The organism is Roseicyclus sp. (assembly GCF_052168335.1).
GTDB lineage: Bacteria > Pseudomonadota > Alphaproteobacteria > Rhodobacterales > Rhodobacteraceae > Roseibacterium.
The window spans coordinates 1-14,460 of the sequence record NZ_JBQLZP010000183.1; the positions used below are offsets into that span (position 1 = coordinate 1).

At 67.6% G+C, this 14,460-nt stretch carries 16 protein-coding genes and 1 tRNA gene; 5 read left to right on the top strand and 12 right to left on the bottom strand.

Translation table 11 applies throughout. The features are described 5' to 3' along the window. Positions 1 to 135: 135 nt before the first annotated feature. Complete coding sequence (locus tag ACTS11_RS05675) at positions 136 to 1,380, bottom strand: PfkB family carbohydrate kinase (RefSeq protein ID WP_442639366.1); 1,245 nt, start codon at positions 1,378 to 1,380, stop codon at positions 136 to 138. Positions 1,381 to 1,577: 197 nt separating this feature from the next. On the opposite strand from ACTS11_RS05675, the gene ACTS11_RS05680 reads away from it, so the two are divergent. From ACTS11_RS05680 to ACTS11_RS05690, 3 genes are all read left to right on the top strand, one after another. Next, a complete protein-coding gene (locus ACTS11_RS05680; protein ID WP_442639367.1) occupies positions 1,578 to 1,928 on the top strand; it encodes a hypothetical protein in 351 nt (116 codons plus the stop codon). A 1,152-nt stretch (positions 1,929 to 3,080) separates the two neighbouring features. Beyond that, entirely contained in the window at positions 3,081 to 3,344 is a 264-nt protein-coding gene (locus ACTS11_RS05685; protein WP_442639368.1) for an excisionase family DNA-binding protein, read from the top strand. An 89-nt stretch (positions 3,345 to 3,433) separates the two neighbouring features. Continuing rightward, positions 3,434 to 4,234, top strand: coding sequence for a tyrosine-type recombinase/integrase (locus tag ACTS11_RS05690; RefSeq protein ID WP_442639369.1), 801 nt, complete (start codon positions 3,434 to 3,436; stop codon positions 4,232 to 4,234). A gap of 10 nt (positions 4,235 to 4,244) precedes the next feature. Here ACTS11_RS05690 and ACTS11_RS05695 read toward each other — a convergent pair. The 3 genes from ACTS11_RS05695 to ACTS11_RS05705 all read right to left on the bottom strand — a co-directional run bounded on the left by ACTS11_RS05695 (position 4,245) and on the right by ACTS11_RS05705 (position 5,824). After that, a tRNA-Val gene (locus ACTS11_RS05695) sits at positions 4,245 to 4,319 on the bottom strand. An 89-nt stretch (positions 4,320 to 4,408) separates the two neighbouring features. Next, on the bottom strand, positions 4,409 to 4,960 hold the full coding sequence (locus ACTS11_RS05700) for an HU family DNA-binding protein (protein ID WP_442639370.1): 552 nt from the start codon (positions 4,958 to 4,960) through the stop codon (positions 4,409 to 4,411). An 87-nt stretch (positions 4,961 to 5,047) separates the two neighbouring features. Further along, complete coding sequence (locus ACTS11_RS05705; RefSeq protein WP_442639371.1) at positions 5,048 to 5,824, bottom strand: polysaccharide deacetylase family protein; 777 nt, start codon at positions 5,822 to 5,824, stop codon at positions 5,048 to 5,050. 319 nt (positions 5,825 to 6,143) lie between these two features. On the opposite strand from ACTS11_RS05705, the gene ACTS11_RS05710 reads away from it, so the two are divergent. Further along, entirely contained in the window at positions 6,144 to 6,329 is a 186-nt protein-coding gene (locus ACTS11_RS05710; protein WP_442639372.1) for a hypothetical protein, read from the top strand. Positions 6,330 to 6,407: 78 nt separating this feature from the next. Here ACTS11_RS05710 and lon read toward each other — a convergent pair whose 3' ends face one another. The 7 genes from lon to ACTS11_RS05745 all read right to left on the bottom strand — a co-directional run bounded on the left by lon (position 6,408) and on the right by ACTS11_RS05745 (position 12,925). Further along, positions 6,408 to 8,807, bottom strand: coding sequence for an endopeptidase La (gene lon, locus ACTS11_RS05715; protein ID WP_442639373.1), 2,400 nt, complete (start codon positions 8,805 to 8,807; stop codon positions 6,408 to 6,410). A 477-nt stretch (positions 8,808 to 9,284) separates the two neighbouring features. After that, entirely contained in the window at positions 9,285 to 9,980 is a 696-nt protein-coding gene (locus ACTS11_RS05720) for a hypothetical protein (protein ID WP_442639374.1), read from the bottom strand. Between the two features lie 69 nt (positions 9,981 to 10,049). After that, positions 10,050 to 10,568 (bottom strand): hypothetical protein, encoded by a 519-nt coding sequence (locus tag ACTS11_RS05725; protein ID WP_442639375.1) that lies wholly within the window; start codon positions 10,566 to 10,568, stop codon positions 10,050 to 10,052. After that, positions 10,565 to 11,695 (bottom strand): tRNA guanosine(34) transglycosylase Tgt, encoded by a 1,131-nt coding sequence (gene tgt, locus ACTS11_RS05730; RefSeq protein ID WP_442639376.1) that lies wholly within the window; start codon positions 11,693 to 11,695, stop codon positions 10,565 to 10,567. The genes ACTS11_RS05725 and tgt overlap by 4 nt, the downstream gene beginning before the upstream one ends. A gap of 86 nt (positions 11,696 to 11,781) precedes the next feature. Further along, positions 11,782 to 12,108 (bottom strand): TfoX/Sxy family protein, encoded by a 327-nt coding sequence (locus ACTS11_RS05735; RefSeq protein ID WP_442639377.1) that lies wholly within the window; start codon positions 12,106 to 12,108, stop codon positions 11,782 to 11,784. Between the two features lies 1 nt (position 12,109). Further along, positions 12,110 to 12,493: a HesB/IscA family protein gene (locus ACTS11_RS05740; RefSeq protein WP_442639378.1), complete on the bottom strand. Its 384-nt coding sequence runs from the start codon at positions 12,491 to 12,493 to the stop codon at positions 12,110 to 12,112. A gap of 69 nt (positions 12,494 to 12,562) precedes the next feature. After that, a complete protein-coding gene (locus ACTS11_RS05745; RefSeq protein WP_442639379.1) occupies positions 12,563 to 12,925 on the bottom strand; it encodes an SUF system Fe-S cluster assembly protein in 363 nt (120 codons plus the stop codon). A 163-nt stretch (positions 12,926 to 13,088) separates the two neighbouring features. On the opposite strand from ACTS11_RS05745, the gene tpiA reads away from it, so the two are divergent. Next, positions 13,089 to 13,838, top strand: a complete 750-nt coding sequence (tpiA, locus tag ACTS11_RS05750; RefSeq protein ID WP_442639380.1) for a triose-phosphate isomerase — start codon at positions 13,089 to 13,091, stop codon at positions 13,836 to 13,838. Between the two features lie 2 nt (positions 13,839 to 13,840). On the opposite strand, the gene ACTS11_RS05755 is transcribed toward tpiA, so the two are convergent. Then, positions 13,841 to 14,460 (bottom strand): DVUA0089 family protein (locus ACTS11_RS05755; RefSeq protein ID WP_442639381.1); only part of this gene is annotated, 620 nt, incomplete at its 5' end.

Here is a 14,460-nt window from a genome sequence, read left to right on the forward strand (position 1 = left end):
CCATGCCACCCGGCGTCTGGGCAACCCGTTCCCCATCCACCTTCTGATCGCGCCCCGGAAGGCGCGTGACACGCACGATGATATCCATGTCGATATCCCCGACACACAGAAGTCGGGGGGGCTGCAAGTTTGCCATCAGACGACATCCACCTCCTCGATGGCCCAACCGAGGTCCTCCGCCGATACGAGGCGCCCCTGAGCCCCAATTGCCGTCAGCGACAGGCTTGCGCCCGCAACCGCGTACTCGAGCGCCATTTCTTCATCGCATCCCGAAAGCCAGGAGGCGAGGAACACGCCAGTGAAGGCATCGCCGGCCCCCGTGGCATCGACCACGTTGACAACAGGGGCTGACGCGGAGACAGGCGGCTTCCCTGGTCTGAAGAGAGTTGCGCCTTCGGCGCCTTGGGTCACGGTCAGGGCGCGGCACCGAACCTGCGGCAAGAGGTCGAGGACGTGGCTTGCCCGGAATACCGGCATGTCGGGGCCAAGTTCGAACATCTGCCGGAAGGTACCGCTGTCGAGGCAAAGAAGATCGAACGTCTCGAGCAAAAGGCGCCCGTCTTCCGGCGTTTGCCTTTCGCGCGCAAGGCCGGCCGAATGGAGAGACAGCAGGTATCCCGCATCCCGCAGTTCGTCTCGGACCTGCTCGGCAGCTGCGAGATGAAACCCGTCGAAATGTACGCAGGCCGGGATCTCCCGTTGCTCGTTGTGCGATAGGTGGCGCGACAGAAACTCAAGCGGCAGATGGAACGGCTCGTTGATGATTGTCCGCTGTCCCGTTGCCTCCACGAGCACTATGCATCGCGACAGCCGCCCTCCCTGCTGCTGGAGGGCGCCGCTGGCGTCGATGTTCCGCGCCGCCAGCTCCTCGAGCGCCCAGAGACTATCGGCATCATCACCGAGATGCGTCACCATCTCTACTGAAATTCCAGCCGGAGCTCCCACGGTCGCGGCAAAGGCAGCGACATTCGCTGCAGGTCCCCCCAGCATCTTCTCGATGGAAGTCGACGTGGATCGGTCGCCAGGCTGCGGCACGCCCTCAATACGCACCATGTAATCGATAGAGATGTATCCGACGCAGACCAGTCTCGACCGAACTTGTCTGGGCGGATTCCCCGTTCGAGGTCGCCGCGCAATCAGCGACCGGGCGAGACTGTTCGGCCGGTAATCGAGCTCCTCGATCGCTCTGATCACAACGTCTCGGGTCGCTTCAGAGACAGACTTGCTTCCGTTCAGGACATGAGAGACTGTGCCCACCGAAACACCAGCATGCTGGGCGACATCACGAATTGTCGCGCGCCTTGCTTTAGCCCAGCCAGCCGTGCCTGCCACGCCTTCCTCCTCCCAGTCGACCCGCTGTTGAAACGTTTCACCGATCACCCAGCGGTGTCAATGCCTACGGCCGACGCCGCGCCATACAACACCAGATCGCGGAGGATCACCCACGTAAGCCGACCGTCTTCAGACAACACTGTGAACCCGCGGCCCCGCGCGTTCCTTGAAAGTGGGACGAAACCTTTCCTTGCGCTTTAGAAGATGTCGGTTGTGAACTCATCACCGCTCCGCCTGCACTTGCCATGTCACTATCCACGATGGCCCAGGAGCTCGATGCCCGGACCCCCGACAAGCTCATCTCGAAGTCGCTCCTGGCTCTGAAGGACCGCACCGACGCAGCCATCTTCCAGGCGCTTGGTCTTCCCCAGAAGCTCCCTGGGACGGCCTACATGGCGATCCGGTCGATCGACACCGCCGCGATGATGACCGAACGGGATGCTCTCTCCCTCGGCCAGCCCGAGCCCTGGGGTGCCTACGAGCATGTCACCCGGCTCACCTTCACCCCGGGCTGCTGGCAGCCCTGCCGTGCAGAGCGCGAGTTCCTCGCCCGCTACCGCGTCGCATCGAACCGGATCAGCCGCCCCGCAGCCTGATCCGCAAACCCAGAAGAGGTTCGCTCACCACTCTTCTGGCCCCAGCGGGAGGTGGGAAAACACCCGAGCCCGGTAGGTTCCTGGTTCCTCCTTTACGGGAACAGGCCGGGCATACCCAACATCAGCAGAGACCCCTCATGAACGCCCAGACCCAAGATCCCCGCAGCAAGAACGACGTCGTCACCCGCCGCGCTCCGCGTTGGGCCTGGCAAGTTCTCGACCTGCTGCTCCTCGCTCCTGGCGGCAGCTCTAAACCTAACCTAAACCTCAGACGCAAATTTCGGCTGATGGAGCCCATGACGCTCATGGAAACTCGAGCAAACTCGGGCAACTGATCAGCAAGATCAGAGCAAATGGTCGAGTTACCGGAAGCTGCTCCTTGAACGTTCAGAACAATGAAGATTCTGCTTCCGGATCGTGATCGAAACGCTCCTGGACGAGCCGTCCAAGTGGTTAAACTCGTCGCCATCGCCACGCACAAGCTGTTTCTGCTCCGAATTCTGCCACCTAATACTCAAGTTCGCATTTCACTCCCCTTTTTGCCTAAAGACAGCCTAAAGACTGACACCCCAAATTTGAGAACGAAATCAGAGCGCGCGGGCGGTGACTGTTGGCGGATGAAGTGACCTGCGACGTGTCCAAAATGGACAGGGAGCATCTTCCCGCCAGACCTTCGTTGGTCTATGCATAGCTGTCGTCTGCATTCAGAGAAGCGCGGTCTCCAATTCCCGGACCTGACTGGGAGCGCTACGCGAGCCGCCCGACACATCCATAGCTTCTGCTCTGGGCACGCTGTCCTGTCACGCGTTCCGTATGGATCCTGGTTCTTGGTGCAGGTGCAGTCAGCACCACCTCGATTTGCTTCCAGGTCGGGAAGCCTCGGTCAGATCTGACCTACTTCGACCCGCGAGGTTCGGCGCGTATCCCGTTCTGCCTGGGAGGTCCCCCATGGCCCATCAAGATCCCGTTCCGCGCGCCAGCCGCGGGAAAGATGTCCGAAATGCCGAGCCACCACTTTCGCCTGACGCTCTCCGAAGAGACGATCAAGGATTGCTGCAAGTCAGTTTTCAACGTCCTCTCTCTTCTCGCGGCGCGGTTCCGGCCCCGCCCGGGCTTCGTTCCTCGATGTCTCCCCGTCCCTTCACACCAGACATGCTGGCCGAGCGGTGGAGCTGCTCTGCCGAAGCAGTACGCCAGATGATCCATCGTGGCGAGCTCCGAGCGTTCCGTGTAGGACGCATGTTCAGAATCCCGTTCGACGCGGTGGAGGAAAAGGAATGCGGCTCACGATCGGACGCCTTCGCGGAGGATTCTGCGTCTACTGGACCGACCCCGGCACCGGCGTTAGACGCCGGTTTCAGCTTCAGGCACGCACCCGAGAGGAAGCCGAGGCAGAAGCCCGGGACGTCTACCTGAAGGAGTGCGCTCCGAGGGGCGCAGTGACGGTCTCCCAGATCTGGGCGGCCTACATCGACCACCTCGGGACCAAGCCTACGGCGAAGACCATGGGCTACACCGGCAAGGCAATCCTCGGATTCTTCGGCAAGCTCCGCCCCGACCAGATTACAGTTACGGACTGCCGGGGTTATGCCGCGAGGCGCGCCGCCGAGGGCAAGGCCATCGGCTCCGTGCATACCGAGCTTGGCCACCTGCGCAGCGCCCTCCGGTGGGCCACGAAGACCGGCGTGATTGAGCGGACGCCCCACATCGAACGTCCGCCCAAGCCCGCGAGCAACGTCAAGCCCATGAGCGACGACCAGCTCCGGGCCCTGATCGACGGCTGCTCCGCTCCCCATGTCCGCCTCGCCGTGATCCTGCTTATCGCCACCGGCGCCCGGGTCGGAGCCATTCTGGATCTGACCTGGGATCGGATCCACTTCGAAACCGGCATCATCGACCTCCGCCTTCCCGACGGCGTCACCCGCAAGGGTCGCGCCGTGGTTCCGATGAACCGTATGGCGCGGGTGGCGCTCGAGGAGGCCTACAACGCCCGTTTGACCGACTATGTCGTCGAGTGGGCCGGAAGACGGGTCAAGTCGATCAGGACCGGCTACCAGGCGGCCATGGCGCGCGCAGGGCTATCCGACATCCACATCCACCAGATCCGCCACACGGTCGCGGTGAAGATGCTCCAGGCCGGGCGTCCTCTCGTAGAGGTCTCCCAGTTCCTTGGCCACTCCAACACCCAGATCACCGAGAAGACCTACGCCCGGTTCATGCCCGAGAGGTTTGCAGCGGCAGCAGAGATTCTGGACCTCTCCGGGTTCAATGAACCTGAGCGCACTTCGCAAAATCGTCGTAAGTAGTTGGTTTTTATGGTGGGTGATGAGGGATTTGAACCCCCGACATCTTCGATGTGAACGAAGCGCTCTACCACTGAGCTAATCACCCGCCGGGTGGGCGCGGTTTAGCCATACCCGCACGGCTCCGCAAGAGGGCAATCGGCCCCGAGCGGCGCGGCTTGGCCTGCGCCCTGTCCCTCAGTCCTTCGCGTCGCCGGAGCCGGAGCGCTTGAGCTTGAGCGTCAGCATGTCGCCGCCGGGCTTCTTCACGCGCTTCTTGACCGAGAGCTTGCCGAGCGGGGGCACGACGACTTCCTCTCCGGCGTCGAGCAGGCGGCCCATCTCCTCGAGGACGAGGTCCACCACGGCCTTGAGGTCGGCGCGGCGCATCGGGCTGCGCCCGGCCACGGCGTCAAGGAGATCGCCACGGCGCGCGCGGGTGGCGTCGGCGGCTTCGGCTGAGATCGCTGGCGGCAGCGCGGGGGACGTTTCTGGCGCCGCGGGAGCCTTCGCGACCGGCGCCGGGGTGGCGGCCGTCTTCGATGCAGGCTTCGCCGCGGCCTTCGGGGCCGACGTCGCGACCGTCTTGGGGGAGGCCTTCGCCTCGGTCTTGGGGGAGGCCTTCGCCGCTGGATTCGCTGCGGCCTTCGTCCCGGCCGCCCGCGCCTTCCGTGCCTTGGCGGGTGCGGCGGCAGCCGTCTTCGCGGGCGCCGCCTCGGGTGCGGCGGCGGTCTTGGTTCCTGTAGCCATCTCTACTCTCCTCACACGCGGTCGCTTCTCCGGCGTCCGCTTCGAGGCCGATGCTACATCAGGCCGGGCAGCCTTTCCAGCGGGCCGTCAGCTCGCGCTCGCCACGGTGCGGAGGCGTCGGCGGTCCCAGCGCGGCCAGCCGATCAGCTCGGATACCGTGACGAAGCGGAAGCCCCGCGCCCGGAGGCCCTCGATCGTGCCGGGCATGGCGCGGATCGTGGGGCCGTGGATGTCGTGGGCGAGGACCACGTCGCCCGGATGGCTCATCGACAGGATGCGGTTCGTGACCACCGTGCTGCCCGGGCGGCGCCAGTCCTCGGGATCGACGGACCAGAGCACGGTCGGAATTCCGCGCGCCTGGTGCAGCATGAGGCGCTGGCGGGGATGCATGTTGCCGTAGGGCGGCCGGAGCGTCACCGGCATCCGCCCCGTCGCGTTGATGACCGCGTGGCTGGTGCGGTCCACCTGGTCGAGAAGCGCGGCGTCGGAATGGCCGAAAAGGCTCGGGTGCGACCAGGTGTGGTTGCCGATCTCGTGGCCCTCGGCGGCGATGCGCGCGGCGAGCTGCGGGAGCTGCGCGACGCGGTTGCCGATCACGTAGAAGGTCGCGCTGACCTCGTAGGCGCGCAGGATGTCGAGGAGCTGCGGCGTCAGGCTGGGGTGCGGCCCGTCGTCGAAGGTGAGCGCGACGAGCGGCTCGGACGTCGCGATGCGCGTGACCGTCGCCTGCATGCCCGAGACGATCTGGCCCCGCTGGGGGAAGCTCGCCTCGACGAAGGGCGAGGCCTCGGCCCGGCGCACGAAGGCCGGCGCGCCGAGGAGCGCGCCCACGCCCAGCATGATGTCCCGCCGACTGAACTTCATCTCACGCTCCGGCAAGCTGCCACGATGCCCGGAGCGGCAGGAGAATCGGACCGCCCCGTAGTTATCCACAACGATCCGGGAGGCGCGGTTCCGATCAAGATATCCACAGGACGGAGGGGCCCGATTGAACGGAACCGTGCCTTGCCGGACACGCAACCGGGCGGTTGCGTGACTTTTCGGTGACTCGCGCCCGGCAACACCGCGGCCGGGCCTTGCCGCAGCGTCGCTTCCCTCGCGACAGTGGATGCAACCCGGCCGGTCTGCTCCGTGCCGGGGTTCATCGTCCACCATCGCACCCAGCTGCCAGGGAGCTCACTTCATGAAACGTCTTGCTGCCGCCACCGCCCTCAGCCTCGCCCTCGTCTCCGGCACCGCCAACGCCGGCGGCATGGTCGAGCCCGTGATGCCGCCCGCCGTGATCGTCGAGGACACCGCGGCGTCGAACGGGGGCATCCTCGTCCCGATCCTGTTCCTGATCTTCACCATCGCCGTGACGCACGGCTGATCCGCGCAGGATCCGCACCAGAAAAGGCCCGCCGGGATCGCTCGCGGCGGGCCTTTCCGTTTTCGATACCGGACCTCGTCAGTGCGCGATCGCCGCCTCGCTGCCGCCCTCGGGCTTCGCCTTGGCGGCGGCGGCCTCCTCGGCCTCCTCGTCCCAGTCGATGGGCTCGGGGGCACGCACCAGCGCCCGCTCCAGCACCTCGGAGACGTGGCTGACGGGGATGATCGTCAGCCCCTCCTTCACGTTGTCCGGGATCTCGGGCAGGTCCTTCTCGTTCTCGGCCGGGATCAGCACCGTCGTGATGCCGCCCCTGAGGGCCGCCAGAAGCTTCTCCTTCAGCCCGCCGATGGGCAGCACGTTGCCGCGCAGCGTGACCTCGCCGGTCATGGCGATGTCCTTGCGCACCGGGATCTGCGTCAGCACCGAGACGATGGAGGTCACCATCGCGATACCGGCCGAGGGCCCGTCCTTGGGCGTCGCGCCCTCGGGGACGTGAACGTGGATGTCCCAGCGGTCGAGGCGGGGCGGCTTGACCCCGATCCTCGGCGCGATCGAGCGCACGTAGCTCGCCGCGGCGTCGATCGACTCCTTCATCACGTCGCCGAGCTTGCCCGTCGTCTTCATCCGGCCCTTGCCGGGCAGGCGCAGCGCCTCGATCGACAGGAGGTCGCCGCCGACACTCGTCCAGGCGAGGCCCGTGACGACGCCGATCTGGTCCTCCTTCTCGGCGAGGCCATACTTGAAGCGGCGCACGCCCAGCATGTCCTCGAGCGTCTCGGGCGTGACCTCGACGCGGTCCTTCTCCTTCTTGAGGATCATGGTCAGCGCCTTCCGCGCGAGCTTGGCGATCTCGCGCTCGAGGTTCCGCACGCCCGCCTCGCGGGTGTAGTAGCGGATGATGTCGGTCAGCGCCGCGTCCGTCAGGCTGAACTCCTTCGCCTTCAGGCCGTGGTTCTTCACCTGCTTGGGCAGGAGGTGGCGCCGTGCGATCTCGCGCTTCTCGTCCTCGGTGTAACCGGCGAGCGGGATGATCTCCATCCGGTCCAGGAGCGGACCGGGCATGTTGTAGGAGTTCGCCGTCGTCAGGAACATCACGTTCGAGAGGTCGTATTCCACCTCGAGGTAGTGGTCCACGAAGGTCGCGTTCTGCTCGGGGTCGAGCACCTCGAGCATGGCGCTCGCCGGGTCGCCGCGGAAGTCCTGGCCCATCTTGTCGATCTCGTCGAGCAGGATCAGCGGGTTGGTCGTCTTGGCCTTCTTCAGCGCCTGGATGATCTTGCCGGGCATCGAGCCGATATAGGTCCGGCGGTGGCCGCGGATCTCGCTCTCGTCACGGACGCCGCCGAGCGAGATGCGGATGAACTCGCGCCCCGTGGCCTTGGCGACCGACTTGCCGAGGCTCGTCTTGCCGACGCCCGGAGGGCCGACGAGGCAGAGGATCGGCCCCTTCAGCTTCTTCGAACGCTGCTGCACGGCGAGATACTCGACGATCCGCTCCTTGACCTTCTCGAGGCCGTAGTGGTCGTCGTCGAGCACGGCCTGCGCGCGGGCGAGGTCCTTCTTGGTGCGCGAGGTCACGCCCCACGGGATCGAGAGAATCCAGTCGAGATAGTTGCGCACCACCGTCGCCTCGGCCGACATGGGCGACATGGACTTGAGCTTCTTCAGCTCGGCCTCCGCCTTGTCGCGCGCCTCCTTCGAGAGCTTCGTGGCGTTGATCCGCTCCTCGAGTTCGGCCACCTCGCCGCCCTCGTCGCCGTCGCCGAGCTCGCGCTGGATCGCCTTCATCTGCTCGTTGAGGTAGTATTCGCGCTGCGTCCGCTCCATCTGGGACTTCACGCGGGTCTTGATCTTCTTCTCGACCTGCAGGACGGACATCTCCCCCTGCATCAGGCCATAGACCTTCTCCAGCCGCTCGGAGACGTCGAGCGTCTCCAGGAGGTCCTGCTTCTGCGCCACCTCGATGCCGAGATGGCCCGAAACGAGGTCGGCGAGCTTCGCGGGATCGGTCGTCTCGGACACGCTCGTCAGCGCGTCCTCGGGGATGTTCTTCTTGACCTTGGCGTATTTCTCGAACTCCTCGGCGACCGAGCGCGTCAGCGCCGTCACCGCGGCGCGGTCGCCCGGCTCCTCGGCGAGCTCGGTGGCGCGGGCCTCGAAGAACTCCTCGGTCGCGGTGAATTCCTCGATGCGGACGCGCACGCGGCCCTCGACCAGCACCTTCACGGTGCCGTCGGGCAGCTTCAGGAGCTGGAGCACGTTGGCCAGCACGCCCGCGCGGTAGATGCCCTGCGGCGTGGGGTCATCCACGGAGGGATCCATCTGGCTCGACAGCAGGATCTGCTTGTCGTCCTGCATCACCTCTTCCAGCGCGCGCACGGACTTCTCGCGGCCGACGAAGAGCGGCACGATCATGTGGGGGAACACCACGATGTCGCGCAGCGGCAGGACGGGATAGGTTGCGGTTTGCTCTGGCATGTCGCCTTCCTCGATGTCTTGGCAGAAGGGCACGGGCCCCGCTCGCGGCAGCCCCCTGGCCCTCCCCGGTCAGGATGGTTGAATCTGGGGCCCGAAGGGGGCGGTTTCAACCTGAGTCCGTTCGGCCCCTGCGTCGCCTCCACTGTGCCCCTCCCGCGGGGAGCGAACAATGGCAATCTGGCCCCGAACGCGCCGGGCGCGGCGAGAGCGCGCGGGCCGCGTTGATCTGAATCATGGATGTGAAAAGGTTGATGCGGTAAACATTGAACGTCACGCAGATTCGGGGGGATCGGCAGGGCCGCATCGGACACGGGCCGGAGTTTCACCGGCTCGGGAACGGCCTGCCCGGCAATTTCCGCCACCTCCCAATGGGTCCGCGCGACTTTCCCTGACCCGGGCGGCGCGTCCCCTGTGCCCGCCCGACCTTGGCCCGCCGGCCGTCACCCGCCGGCGGGCCATTCTTTTCAACGGCTTGCCTCAGCGGAGGATGCGGACGAGCCGCGTCTGTGCGGTGTCGCCCTCGCCCGTCTGCAGCACGCCCAGAAGCGCCCGCGCATTGGGCACCGCCACGCCGAGGAAGAACGGCACGGGCGCCTCCGCGCCCAGAAGCGCGCCGCGGGCGGTCATGCGCGGCAGGCGGTTGAACGCGCAGCCGAGTGCCGCCGTCGCGCGCTCGGAGGTGATGTCGGCCTCGCCGGGCAGTTCGGCGAAAGGGATCTCGCCCGACTGCACGACCTCGAGCGGCACTCTCGAGGCGAAGGTCGCGCCGCCGATGGTCACGACGCTTTCGGTGGCGTCCGCTTCGATGCGCACGGTATCGTGACCGGCGCCGCCGAGCGGCCCCTGCACGAGCGGCGTCTCCTCGGGCCAGATCTCCATGGTCCAGGTGCCGTCGAGGTCCATGAACGTGGTGTTGATCCAGGCCATCGCCTCCTCGCCGCAGGCGCCTTCGGCCACCTGCATCTGGCCATGCGGATCGAAGAAGGCGAAGGGCCCGGGATCGACGGCGGGTCCCTCGCCCGCGTCCGGCTCCTCGGCGATACGGTCGTCGTCGGACTGCGCCTCGGGCTGCGCGCCCATCTCGACCTCGCCGGGCGGCGTGTCCTGCTGGGCCTGGGCCGCAGGGCCGAGGATGAGGAGGAGGGCGAGGATCGAGGACAGAGGACGGCGCATGGGCAACTCCGGGGGCGGTGGGTGTCCCGGGGTCAATGCGTCTCCGGCGGGCGGGGTTCCGCGCGCGCCTCAGGCCGCGAAGCCCGCAGCCCCGCCCTGCTCCATCGGCTCGACCGGCAGGCCGAGCACCCGAGGCACGGCTTCGGCGATCTCGTCCGCCTGCGGCACGGCGCGCGGCCCCTCCCAGAGAAGCACGGCCTTGCCGGCCGGCGGCAGCGCCCAGAACTGAGTCCAGGGCACCGCGCGCAGCGGGCCGCCCGGCCGCGAGGCGTCCCGAGTGCCGTCGCGGCGCCCGATGCGCAGCCCCTCGCGCGGCAGAGACGTGCCGCCGAAGGGGCCGACCTTGCGCACGCCCTTCTCCGACAGGATCAGGGCCACGCCGAAGGCGGCCCAAAGCGCGTGGATCACCCCCCAGAGGAGCAGAACGCCCGCGCCGACGAGGGACCAGACCCAAAGGCCGGTGTCCCCCAGCGCGACGGCCATCGACCCGATCCACAGGTTCGCGATCGCGAGGCCGCCGAAGACCGCGGCGGCGAGAAGGCTCGCGACGCGGCTGCCATGGGCCCGGATGACGACGCGCCCGGTCATGGCGGCGGGATGTCCCCCTCGGCGCGCGCCGCGTGGAACCCGGCCTCGAAGGCGGCGAAGCGGTCCCCGGCGATGGCGGCGCGCATGTCGGCCATGAGCTCCTGGTAGTAGTGCAGGTTGTGCCAGGTGAGCAGCATGGACGAGATGATCTCGCCCGCGCGGAAAACGTGGTGCAGGTAGGCGCGGCTGTAGCCCGTGCAGGCGGGACAGGTGCAGTCCGCGTCGAGCGGGCGCGGGTCGTCCTGGTGCCGGGCGTTCTTGATGTTGACCACGCCGCGCCGGGTGAAGGCCTGCCCCGTCCGCCCCGAGCGCGAGGGCAGGACGCAGTCCATCATGTCGATCCCGCGCGCCACCGCGCCCACGATGTCGTCGGGCTTGCCCACGCCCATGAGATAGCGCGGCCGGTCCTCGGGCAGCATGTCGGGCGCGTAGTCGAGAACGCCGAACATCGCCTCCTGCCCCTCGCCCACGGCGAGGCCGCCGACCGCGTAGCCGTCGAAGCCGATTTCCCTGAGTTTCCCGGCGCTTTCCTCGCGAAGTTCACGGGTCACGCCGCCCTGCTGGATGCCGAAGAGCGCGTGGCCCGGACGGTCGCCGAAAGCCTCCCGCGAACGCTCGGCCCAGCGCATCGAAAGGCGCGTGGCGCGCGCCACCTCCGCCTCGCTCGCGGGCAGCGCGGGGCATTCGTCGAAGCACATGACGATGTCCGACCCGAGGAGCTTCTGGATCTCCATCGAGCGCTCGGGGCTCAGCATGTGGCGCGAGCCGTCGATGTGGGAGCGGAACTGCACCCCCTCCTCGGTGAGCTTGCGGAGCTCGGCGAGGCTCATCACCTGGAAACCGCCCGAGTCGGTCAGGATCGGCCTGTCCCAGTTCATGAAGCGGTGGAGCCCGCCCAGCCGCGCGATCCGCTCGGCCGTGGGACGCAGCATCAGGTGGTAGGTGTTGCCCAGCAGGATGTCCGCGCCGGTGGCCGCCACGCTCTCGGGCAGCATCGCCTTCACCGTCGCGGCGGTGCCCACGGGCATGAAGGCGGGCGTCCGGATCTCGCCGCGCGGGGTCGAGATGACGCCGGTGCGCGCCTTGCCGGAGGTCGCGCGGAGCGTGAAGGAGAAACGGTCGGCCATGCCGTTCCCTTGGCGCGTTTCGCGCGGCGGGACAAGTCCCGCGCGGGAGAGGTCATGGCGGGACAAGTCCCGCCCTACAGGTGCGCTCACAGGTGCGCCAATGCCCTCCGCGCCCAGTCGCAGGCGAGGTCGGGATCGTCGAGCGCCTCGTCGGGCATCGTCCAGTAGGCCATGCGCGTGGGCTTGTCCCGGTCCGCGTGCCGGTAGGACCACTGTGTGCAGCCCGCGGCCTCGAGCTCGGCCGCGAAGGCGCCCTGCCCCTTCAGGAACAGCCCGCCATCCGCCATCAGGATCGCGAAGATCGTGCCTTCGTGATAGAGGCAGAGGCCGCCCATCATCTTGCGGGTCGTGATGTCGCCGAGGCCGGAGAAGAGGTCGCGCGCGGCCTCGATCTCCTCGGCGGAGACGGCCATGTCAGTCGCGCGAGGCGCGCTCGGCCTCGAGTTCCTCGACATCCTTGAACTTGATCGACTCGCCGCAGCCGCAGGCGTCGGTCACGTTCGGATTGCGGAACCGGAAGCCGGATTCGAGCAGTGAGGTCTCGTAGTCGATCTCGGTGCCGAAGAGGAACATCTGCGCCATGGGCGCGATCATCACGCGCGCGCCGTCCTGCTCGACCACCTCGTCGTGGGGGTCGACCTCGGCCACGTAGTCCATGGTGTATTCCATGCCCGCGCAGCCGCCCTTCCTGATGCCGATGCGCAGGCCCTCGGTGTCGCCCCTGGCCATCAGCCTGGCGATCTGCCGCACGGCGGCGGGGGTGAGGGTGACGGCCTGCTTGCCGGGAATGCCGAACATGATGCGTCCTTTCCGTTCCCCCTCGAACCTATGCCTCAGCCGGGCCGCTCTCAAGGCCCGGCCCGCGGATCACATGAAGCCGAGCTCCAGCCGCGCCTCGTCGGACATCATGTCCATGCCCCAGGGCGGGTCCCAGGTGATCTCGACATCGACCTGCTTGACGCCCTGCAGCGGCTCGACCGCGTCGGCGACCCATCCCGGCATCTCGCCCGCGACCGGGCAGCCGGGCGCGGTCAGCGTCATCACGATGTTGACCGCGTTCTCGGGCGTGATGTCGATGGTGTAGACCAGGCCGAGGTCGAAGATGTTGACCGGGATCTCCGGGTCGTAGACGGAGCGGCAGGCCTCCACCACGGACTCGTAGAGCGGGTGGTCCGTGCTCGACGGGCGGATCAGCGGCGCCCCCTCCATCATCTCGGTGTTCTCGGGCATCGGCACGGGTTCCTTGCGGCCTTCGGATTTCCGAGAGAATATATAAGGATTGCCCCGCGCGGGTAAAGGCCCGCGGGCGTCGCGGTTGACGCGCGGCGACATCCTTGCGATCCAAGCCCCTGCGCTCCACGCACCAACCGACACCGGCAGGAAGGAGGCCCCGATGCGAGTCAAGCTGGCCGCGGGCAACTGGAAGATGAACGGGCTTTCCGCCGACCTCGCGGAGATCGACGCGCTCGCCGCCGCGCATCCCGACCCGCGTTCGGAGGTGCTGATCTGCCCGCCCGCGACGCTGGTCGCGGCCATGGCGGCGCGGACGGACGGCACCGCGATCGCCGTCGGCGGTCAGTCCTGCCACCCCGCGGCCTCGGGCGCGCATACCGGCGACGTCTCGGCCGCGATGCTGGCCGATGCTGGCGCCACATATGTCATCGTCGGCCATTCCGAGCGGCGCGCCGACCACGGCGAGAGCGACGACGACGTGCGCGCGCAGGCGCGCGCGGCGCTGGAGGCGGGGCTGAAGGTGATCGTCTGCGTCGGCGAGACCGAGGCGCAGCGCGACGCCTCGAACACGCTCGACATCATCTCGGGGCAGCTCGCGGGCTCGGTCCCCGACCTCGTGACCGGCGAGAGCCTCGTGATCGCCTACGAGCCGGTCTGGGCCATCGGCACCGGGCGGACGCCCACGACGGACCAGATCGGCGAGGTTCACGACTTCATCCGCGCCCGCCTCGAGGCGCGCTTCGGCACGGGCGTGGGCCGGTCGGTGCGCATCCTCTACGGCGGCTCGGTCAAGCCCGGCAACGCCACCGAGATCTTCGCCGTCTCGAACGTGGACGGTGCGCTGGTGGGCGGCGCTTCGCTCAAGGCCTCCGATTTCGGCGGGATCATCGCCGCGCTCGACGCGGCCTGAGCCTACTCGGTCGCGCGCACGAAGCGTTCCGTCGCCACCCGGATCGCGCCGGAATAGCTGTCCGAGTAGTGGCGGACGGCGAGCAGATACCGCCCCGCCTCGAGGCGGGTCAGGATCTGGCTGTCGAGCGTTCCGTTCGAATCGTCGCTGAAGGCGACCTCCGTGCCCGCCGCATCGAACAGGATGATCACCGGGTCGGCGTCGCCCACCTGCATGGCGTCGATGACAAGGACGGTGGGCGCGCCGAGTTCGAAGGACAGCCACTGCGCCCGGCGGCCCTGCACCGGCAGGTCGCGCACCGTCACCGGCGGCAGGAGGCCCATGTCGATGAGCGGCCACGAGCCGTCGAGCGGCGGCGCCGCGTCGCCCGCGGCGATCCGCTCGGCCTGTTCGGCGGCGGCATCGTAGGGCTGGATGCGCAGCGTCACCGGAAGCTCGGGATCGAAGAGCGCGCGCATCCCGACGCAGTAGGTGCCCGCCGGAAGCGGGTCGATGACGTCGATCCGGGAATTCAGGCTGTCGTAGTCGTCGTTCTCGGCGATCAGCGTGCCCGCGCCGTCGAAGAGGTAGATGTAGGGATCAGCGTTCTCGTTCTCGGCGCGGATCGAGAGGCTCTGCGGCT

Excerpts from the sequence above, each read along its gene's own strand:
- ACTS11_RS05690 (WP_442639369.1), top strand. The coding sequence starts at position 3,434 with ATGGGCTACACCGGCAAGGCAATCCTCGGATTCTTCGGCAAGCTCCGC.
- lon (WP_442639373.1), bottom strand. The coding sequence starts at position 8,807 with ATGCCAGAGCAAACCGCAACCTATCCCGTCCTGCCGCTGCGCGACATC.
- ACTS11_RS05680 (WP_442639367.1), top strand. The coding sequence starts at position 1,578 with ATGTCACTATCCACGATGGCCCAGGAGCTCGATGCCCGGACCCCCGAC.
- ACTS11_RS05735 (WP_442639377.1), bottom strand. The coding sequence starts at position 12,108 with ATGGCCGTCTCCGCCGAGGAGATCGAGGCCGCGCGCGACCTCTTCTCC.
- ACTS11_RS05745 (WP_442639379.1), bottom strand. The coding sequence starts at position 12,925 with ATGCCCGAGAACACCGAGATGATGGAGGGGGCGCCGCTGATCCGCCCG.
- tpiA (WP_442639380.1), top strand. The coding sequence starts at position 13,089 with ATGCGAGTCAAGCTGGCCGCGGGCAACTGGAAGATGAACGGGCTTTCC.
- ACTS11_RS05740 (WP_442639378.1), bottom strand. The coding sequence starts at position 12,493 with ATGTTCGGCATTCCCGGCAAGCAGGCCGTCACCCTCACCCCCGCCGCC.
- ACTS11_RS05725 (WP_442639375.1), bottom strand. The coding sequence starts at position 10,568 with ATGACCGGGCGCGTCGTCATCCGGGCCCATGGCAGCCGCGTCGCGAGC.
- ACTS11_RS05710 (WP_442639372.1), top strand. The coding sequence starts at position 6,144 with ATGAAACGTCTTGCTGCCGCCACCGCCCTCAGCCTCGCCCTCGTCTCC.
- tgt (WP_442639376.1), bottom strand. The coding sequence starts at position 11,695 with ATGGCCGACCGTTTCTCCTTCACGCTCCGCGCGACCTCCGGCAAGGCG.
- ACTS11_RS05685 (WP_442639368.1), top strand. The coding sequence starts at position 3,081 with ATGCTGGCCGAGCGGTGGAGCTGCTCTGCCGAAGCAGTACGCCAGATG.
- ACTS11_RS05700 (WP_442639370.1), bottom strand. The coding sequence starts at position 4,960 with ATGGCTACAGGAACCAAGACCGCCGCCGCACCCGAGGCGGCGCCCGCG.
- ACTS11_RS05720 (WP_442639374.1), bottom strand. The coding sequence starts at position 9,980 with ATGCGCCGTCCTCTGTCCTCGATCCTCGCCCTCCTCCTCATCCTCGGC.
- ACTS11_RS05705 (WP_442639371.1), bottom strand. The coding sequence starts at position 5,824 with ATGAAGTTCAGTCGGCGGGACATCATGCTGGGCGTGGGCGCGCTCCTC.